This window comes from Nocardia sp. NPDC006630 (assembly GCF_040611495.1).
In the GTDB taxonomy this organism is placed as follows: domain Bacteria; phylum Actinomycetota; class Actinomycetes; order Mycobacteriales; family Mycobacteriaceae; genus Nocardia.
This window is the reverse complement of the sequence record NZ_JBEXOK010000009.1, coordinates 202246-208982: the sequence shown is the minus strand read 5'-3', so window position 1 is coordinate 208982 and position 6737 is coordinate 202246. Positions and strand designations below refer to the sequence as shown.

General features: G+C 68.4%; 6 protein-coding genes. 2 read left to right on the top strand and 4 right to left on the bottom strand.

All coding sequences use genetic code 11. From position 1 onward, the window contains the following. Positions 1-78: 78 nt before the first annotated feature. Complete coding sequence (locus ABZX86_RS27160; RefSeq protein WP_355127480.1) at positions 79-675, top strand: fasciclin domain-containing protein; 597 nt, start codon at positions 79-81, stop codon at positions 673-675. 40 nt (positions 676-715) lie between these two features. Here ABZX86_RS27160 and ABZX86_RS27155 read toward each other — a convergent pair whose 3' ends face one another. Next, entirely contained in the window at positions 716-1126 is a 411-nt protein-coding gene (locus tag ABZX86_RS27155; RefSeq protein ID WP_355127479.1) for a VOC family protein, read from the bottom strand. Between the two features lie 180 nt (positions 1127-1306). Here ABZX86_RS27155 and mptB point away from each other — a divergent pair, with 180 nt between their 5' ends. Next, positions 1307-2944 carry a polyprenol phosphomannose-dependent alpha 1,6 mannosyltransferase MptB gene (mptB, locus tag ABZX86_RS27150; RefSeq protein WP_355127478.1) on the top strand — a complete coding sequence of 546 codons (1638 nt, stop codon included), beginning with the start codon at positions 1307-1309 and terminating at the stop codon, positions 2942-2944. A 21-nt stretch (positions 2945-2965) separates the two neighbouring features. Here the strand turns inward: mptB and ABZX86_RS27145 are convergent, their stop codons facing one another. The 3 genes from ABZX86_RS27145 to ABZX86_RS27135 are packed head-to-tail and all read right to left on the bottom strand — an operon-like array spanning position 2966 to position 6293. Then, a complete protein-coding gene (locus ABZX86_RS27145; protein WP_355127477.1) occupies positions 2966-4192 on the bottom strand; it encodes a VWA-like domain-containing protein in 1227 nt (408 codons plus the stop codon). Beyond that, positions 4189-5436 carry a MoxR family ATPase gene (locus ABZX86_RS27140; RefSeq protein WP_355127476.1) on the bottom strand — a complete coding sequence of 416 codons (1248 nt, stop codon included), beginning with the start codon at positions 5434-5436 and terminating at the stop codon, positions 4189-4191. The genes ABZX86_RS27145 and ABZX86_RS27140 overlap by 4 nt, the downstream gene beginning before the upstream one ends. A 53-nt stretch (positions 5437-5489) precedes the next feature. Beyond that, positions 5490-6293: a hypothetical protein gene (locus ABZX86_RS27135; RefSeq protein WP_355127475.1), complete on the bottom strand. Its 804-nt coding sequence runs from the start codon at positions 6291-6293 to the stop codon at positions 5490-5492. Positions 6294-6737 lie beyond the last annotated feature (444 nt).

Sequence of the window (6737 nt, the reverse complement as noted above, 5' to 3'; positions counted from 1 at the left end):
AGGAAGTAGTGCTGTGTGACCGGGCCCCGGGCAATCCGGGGCCTGGTTCGGTCGGATTACGGAAACGATATGGGGACAATGACATTGAGGCGATGCTCGAGCGCCGCGGCGCTCCTGCTGGCAGTGACGGCAGTGGGTCCGCTGGGCTGTTCTCCCGAACAACTCACCAGCGGCGCCGACCCGATCGGCCTAGCCGCCCCAGCTCCGCTTCCGTCCGCACCGCAGCACATCGAGCGGCCCGCCGAGCTGACCGGTCCCGGATGTGATGCCGCCGCCTCCTATCCGGATAATCCGATGCTGGAGGCGGTCATGCTGTCCGCCGCCAAAGACGCCGGCCTGCGGGCGCAGCCGCCGGGTTCGACTGCGCCGCAGCGGTTCACCGTCTTCGTGCCGGAGGAATCCGCCCTCGACAATCTCGACGAGAAGACCGTTCATCGCATGCGCAACGACGCCTCAGAGCTGCTGAAAATCATTGCGCACCATCTGGTTCCGGTCGATCTTCCGCCGGATCGGATCGGCGGGCGGTATCTGGCCGCCGACGGGGGAGAGGTCACCGTGACCCGATCGGCCGACGGTATCGACGTGGACGATGCGAAGGTGATCTGTGGCGGCTTCCGCACCGCCACAGCGACCGTCTATCTGATCGACAGGGTGCTCACGCGCACTTCGCTGTGACCGAGCGCGGTGCGGAGTCAGTGGTTCGAGCGGCGATGACTCAGCGGACCTCTTGAATTCGCACCATATTTCCCGCCGGATCCCGGAACGCGCAGTCCCGGACCCCGTACGGCTGATCGGTCGGCTCCTGCACCACCTCGGCATCGGTGGCCTGCACCCGCTCGAAGGCGCCGTCGAGATCCTCGGTGGCCAGCAGCAGGCTGGCATAGGTGCCCTTGGCCATCATCTCGGCAATGGTCCGCCGCTCATCCTCGGTGATACCGGGATCAGCGGCCGGCGGATGCAGAACAATGGAGGTTCCGGGCTGACCGACCGGCCCCACCGTCAACCACCGGAGCCCGTTGTAGCCGACATCCTTGCGAAGTTCGAAACCCAGGGCATCGCGATAAAAGGCCAGCGCTGCCTCCGCATCATCATGCGGTAGAAAGCTCGAATAGATGGTGATTTCCATGCTCGCAAGGCTAATCACGCCCCGTCGTCCGGGGCTTCTCGATTCCTGATCGGTTCGCCCGTCCGGACGGGCTCGCACCGCCCGAGACCGCAGCGCGCGCAGGCCTCGAGATCACCGGATTCGCCGTCGAATGCCGCTAGGCTCCCCCTGGTGTGGGTTGCCGGGAGTGTACGGAGCGACATGCTGAGACTCGGACGCCGAGTCATCGGTTTGGACTCCGCCGCCGCGCACTACGTCGCCGCTCTGCACAGCACCGAGCAGGAGGTTCCCGGGCTCGACCGCCGGGAAGCCTTGCAGTTCAGGCGGATCCAGATGCTCGGCGCGACCGGCACGGTGGTGATGGCGATCAGCGCGCTCGGCGTGGGCGCGCAGCCGGTGCATCAGAATCCGGTATCGGGTGTCCCGGTCTTCGGGCTGTTCGCGCGGCTCCCGACGTCCATGCTGGCAATGTGCATGATCGGCGTGGTCGCGGTGGTGGCGGCGTGGTTGTTGATGGGCCGCTTCGCCATCGGTAGCGTCGGCGGGGCGCCCTCGCACCGGATCACTCGTTCCCAGCTCGACCGGACGCTGCTGCTCTGGGTGACTCCGCTCATCGTCGCGCCGCCGATGTTCTCCAATGACGTGTATTCGTATCTGGCGCAGAGCGAAATCACCAGGCGCGGTATGGATCCCTATGTGGTGGGCCCGGCCACCGGACTCGGCCTGAGCAATGTGCTGACCAATAATGTGCCCAATATCTGGCGGGAGACACCCGCGCCGTACGGTCCGCTGTTCCTCTGGATCGGGCGCGGTATCGCCGAGATCACCGGGGACAACATCATTTTCGGCGTCTGGTCCCATCGGCTGCTCGAACTCGGCGGGATGGCATTGATCGTCTGGGCTCTGCCGCGACTGGCGCGTCGCTGCGGGGTCGCCCCGGTGAGCGCGCTGTGGCTCGGCGCGGCCAATCCGCTGGTGCTGTTCCACCTGGTCGCCGGGGCGCACAACGACACGCTGATGCTGGGGCTCATGCTGTTCGGGCTGGAATTCTGCCTGCGTGCGCTCGCCGGCGGCCCCGAGGCGGAACCGGGAGCGCCGCCAGGGTTGGACGGCCGGGCGTGGGCGCTGATGGTTCTCGGCGCGGTGCTCATCACCCTCGCGGCATTGGTCAAACTTCCCGCGATCGTCGCGCTCGCCTTCGTAGGTATGGCACTTGCCCGGCGGCGGGGCAGCACATTCGGTTCCTTGGTGGTCGCCGCGGCGGTCCTCGGTGTAATCGCCGGGGCGACAATGCTGCTCATCAGCTGGAGCAGCGGGCTCGGTTTCGGCTGGATCTACACGCTGTCCACCAATACGGCCGTCAACAGCTGGATGTCGCTGCCGACGGCGCTCGGCATCGCCACCGGATTCGGCGGCGTCCTGCTCGGATTGGGCGACCATACGAACGCGCTGCTGAGCATCACCCGTCCGATCGCCCAGGTGGTCGCCGCATACATCAGCCTGCGCATGCTGGTCGCCACCTGGACCGGTCGCCTGCACCTCATCGGCGCCCTGGGGCTGTCCCTGGGCGCCATCGTCCTGCTCTCCGCGGTGGTGCAGCCCTGGTACCTGCTGTGGGCGATCGTGCCCTTGGCGGCCTGGGCCACGACCCCGGCGTTCCGTGTTCCGGCAGTGGCGTTCTCGGTGGTCGTCGGAGTACTGCAGATGCCGCGCGGCGCCGACTTCGCCGTCGTGCAGATCGTCGAAGCCGCCCTTGCCGCAGTGGTCGTCTCGGCGATATTCATTGCCGTGACACGCAATACGCTGCCCTGGCGAAACCCCTCGCCGGAGGGGTCGTAGCACAGGGCTTCCGCGTGGTTGTCACCCGATATGGACCACCCGTGCCCAAGTCGGCGGCGCGGGAACATAATTCGGTTCATCGTCATGTTGGGTGTGCTCCCGGCGGAACAAACCCACCACCGTCCGGCAGGACGGCCTAGCGGCCGGCCACGGCGTCTGACCGTCGGTCAGCACCACGATCACATCCGGACGTGCCTGTGCGCGTAGCGCTTTGGCGAACCCGGTCCGCAGGTCGGTGCCCCCGCCGCCGATCAGCGGTATGCCCTCCGCACGGCACAGCGGGTCCGTGATCCGGGCCGCGGCATCACACGAGAGCACCGTGACCAGATCGCGGCGACCGCCCACGGCCCGGGTGACAGCGGCCGTTTCAAGCAGCGCGCTGCCCAATTCGACGTCGCTGACCGATCCCGAGGTGTCGATGACCACGCTGACCCGCGGTGGTGTGCGCCGCAGGCTCGGCAGCGCGATGCCGGGCAGCGCGGCCGAGCGCCGAGCAGGCCGCCCGTAGGTGTAGTCCGCGCCGGCGCCGGAGGCCGAAGCCGCCGCGCGGATGGCCGCGCCGAGCAGATCTCGCCATGGTTGCGGTGGATGCATCGCCTCCTGCGCCCAGCGCCGCCACCCCTGGGGCGTGGTGCCCGGATCGCCGACAATGCCCTGCGCCACACGAAATCGGACCGCCTCGCGTTCCTGTTCGCTGAGCCCGTCCGCACCGTCCGGCCCGAGTTCCCACTCGCGATCCGAGCCGTCGGCGCCGCTGCCGCAGTCGAGCCACGCCAGCTCTTGCGTATGCCGACCGAGGCGGAACTGATGCAGGTAGTCCTCCATGAGCTCACCGGCCGCCAACCCCAGGGTCGCCGGCATGATCGCACCCTCGGGCCGGACCAGCCCGTGACCGAACGCATCGTCGTTGATCTCGGCGTCCGCGGCGATATTCATCCGCAGTCGTTCGGCCGGGCCACTCAGGTTGTGGCGCTGTGCGAATCGGTCACTGCGCCCGTGATGGTCCCGCAGCAGATGTGATACCTCGTGCACCAGTACCGAAGCCAGCTCTTCCACCGGTGTGTAGTCCACGAACGCGGGCGATACATAGCACCGCCAATACCGGTCCACGCCCATGGTCGGCGCCCGGGGTGACTCGACTATGTGCAGTGCGAACAGGGCGGTCGAGAGGTAGGGGCGGGCCCGCACCGCCAGTAGGCGGGCGGCATAGAGCTTGTCGAGATCCAGGCGTCCGGCGGCGGCTGTCATCGGCCCGCCTGCGCGGTGACACGGGCCGCGGCGCGATCCGCGCCCTGGGATACCGACACCATTCCGGTGAGTTGTTCGATGGATGCCGGTACGTCCCAATCCTCTTGGCGCAGGGTGGCGAGGGTGGTCGCGGGGACGACGACCAGATCCGGCGCACCGGTCTGCACGGCCTTCACCAGCAATGTCCAGGCCGCGTCCCAGCGGGATTTCTCCGGGCGTTTGCGGACCGCCGCCACCACACCGTCGAGCACCGCCTGGCGCAGATCCCCGCGTTCGGGCAGTTCGGCCGCGGCCGGATCGGTGAGCAGCAGCTCGGGGTCGGGGAGATCCATCCGGTCGATGGCGCTCAGGAGTTCGAAGCCGGGGCCGTCTCCGACGGTGCCCCGGACCAGCAGCGACAGCACATCCCGGCTCGAATCGGCCGCGGTGGCGAAGGCGATCAGCCGCAGGGTCATATCCCAGCTGCGCGGTGAGGGCCAGGCGCCGCCGCGGCGGGTCTCGCTGGTGGGCAGCTGATGTACGAGTTTGGGGCGTGCCGCGAGCAGCCCGCATACCGCGCGTCGGGCGAAAAGTACTGCCTCCGGGAGCTTTTCGGGATCGAGTGCGGGCAACATCGCGCGTGGCCAGGTTCCGCCGAGGCCACGGACGACCACGTCATGATCGTGGGTCCATTGCAGGTGCACAAAACGGTTGGCCAGCGGCGGGCTCAACTCCCAGCCGTCGGCCGCCGAGGAGCGCGGGTTGGCGGCGGCGACGATGCGGACACCGGCGGGCAGTTGGAGCGCGCCTATGCGCCGCTCCAGCACCAGGCGCAGGAGAGCGGCCTGCACCGCCGGCGGCGCGGTGGAGAGTTCGTCCAGGAACAGCAGTCCCCGGCCGGCTCGCACCAGGCGTACGGCCCACTCCGGCGGAGCCATCGGGACGCCCTGGGTCGCCGGATCGTCGCCGAGGATGGGCAGGCCCGAAAAGTCCGAGGGCTCATGCACACTCGCGATGACGGTGGTCAGGGGGAGTTGCAGGGACTCCGCGAGTTGGGTCAGGGCCGCGGTCTTGCCGATTCCCGGTTCGCCCCACAGGAGCACCGGGAGATCGGCGGCCACGGCCAGTGTCAGGGCTTCGAGTTGGCTATCCGCGCGGGGCTCGGTGGTCACCGTGCCCAGCAGGGTGAGCAGTTCGCCGGCGATGTCGAGTTGGGAGGTGTGTGCTCGATCGGAGAGGGGAGCGTACGGGGCGTATGAGGGCATGCGTGAATCACCTTGGGGTTGAGTAGAAGTGAGTGGGCCGCGAAAGTCGCGGGTCACCGCAAGACGGCGTGGCGCGGATGCGTGCGGTGCGGCGGGCGCGGGCGCCCGTCGCGTTCCGGGCTGGGGCTGGAGAGCCCGGATCGGTACAGCCCGTAGGTGATCCGCCGCTGCGCGGCCGCCTCCAGTTCGTCGCGCAGCGCTCCGTCACGCAGTTGCGCACCCGGACCCAGGAGGCCTTCGACAACGGCCAGAGCACCGGCAATATCGCCGTGGCGCAACCGTTCTCGAACGCCGGTGAGGCAATCCGGGTGGCGATGCGCTTGATCGATCGCCTGTAGACAGGGCAGCGGAGTGCCGGTCAACGCGACCAGCAACTCCTCCCGCCGGACTTCGGCCGGGTCGTGATCCAGGGCGGTCAGCACGCCGTTCAGCAGCCCGATTCGGTGCTGTTCGCCGCGGCACTCCACCGGGTGTGGGTGTTCGGACCGGTCTGTACCGCAAGGTATCTCGGCCGATGAGTAGCCCGGTACGAGCGCTGAGGCGACGAGCGGATGCAGCCGATCGGCCGTTATCGCACCGGCCCGGAGCAGTTCCAGGTCGGGGAGTGCCCAGGTCGCCGCGTCCGGCAGCACCGGCAACGCGGACACGCTGCCACGCGGGTATTTCCGCACGATCCGCAGCACGGCAGGATCGTCCCCCTGTGCATATGGCTCCACGACAACCCGTCGGCGCGCTCCCGGGCGCACCAGCAGCGGACCGGCCGGGAGCCCCTCACCGCGCAGCAGAATCTCCGCCTCGGCAGCCCATCGCTCGATCGCGCACCCCTGTTGCGCCAGCTCCTGTAGCCCGGGGTCCATGAGATCAATGGCAGCGAATTGATCTGCCCCGGAACGTATTCGAAGCTCGTCGCTTCGCCGTGCATCCCAGAGGTGCCGGTGGAGATCGAGCCGGAATCGCCGATCGGGGCGGGAGTGCGGGTGCAGTCCGGTGCCGGTCCCGGGCAGGGATTCGCCCCATAGTGCGAGGCTGATCCGCTGACCGGCATCCGCCCAGGCCGGTGCGGTCCGGGCGACAAGATACACCGAACCCGCGCTGCCGCAAGAAGTTCCGTGCCCCTCGGTGCTGTACCGAGCGAGTGTCATCGTCAGACCGGGGCGTAACAGCCCGTCAGGAGCAACCCTGGGCATCTGCCACCGCAGCAGATCCGGCGCCAGCCGACGCAGATCGGCCCGCACCCGGACCGCGAGGTCCCGCCCGTGCGTACGCACCAGCGCACCCAAATCAATATCAACATCGAAACC

Bases quoted from the DNA above. Each gene is read 5' to 3' on its own strand.
- ABZX86_RS27160 (WP_355127480.1), top strand. From the start codon at position 79: ATGACATTGAGGCGATGCTCGAGCGCCGCGGCGCTCCTGCTGGCAGTG.
- ABZX86_RS27155 (WP_355127479.1), bottom strand. From the start codon at position 1,126: ATGGAAATCACCATCTATTCGAGCTTTCTACCGCATGATGATGCGGAG.
- mptB (WP_355127478.1), top strand. From the start codon at position 1,307: ATGCTGAGACTCGGACGCCGAGTCATCGGTTTGGACTCCGCCGCCGCG.
- ABZX86_RS27145 (WP_355127477.1), bottom strand. From the start codon at position 4,192: ATGACAGCCGCCGCCGGACGCCTGGATCTCGACAAGCTCTATGCCGCC.
- ABZX86_RS27140 (WP_355127476.1), bottom strand. From the start codon at position 5,436: ATGCCCTCATACGCCCCGTACGCTCCCCTCTCCGATCGAGCACACACC.
- ABZX86_RS27135 (WP_355127475.1), bottom strand. From the start codon at position 6,293: ATGGACCCCGGGCTACAGGAGCTGGCGCAACAGGGGTGCGCGATCGAG.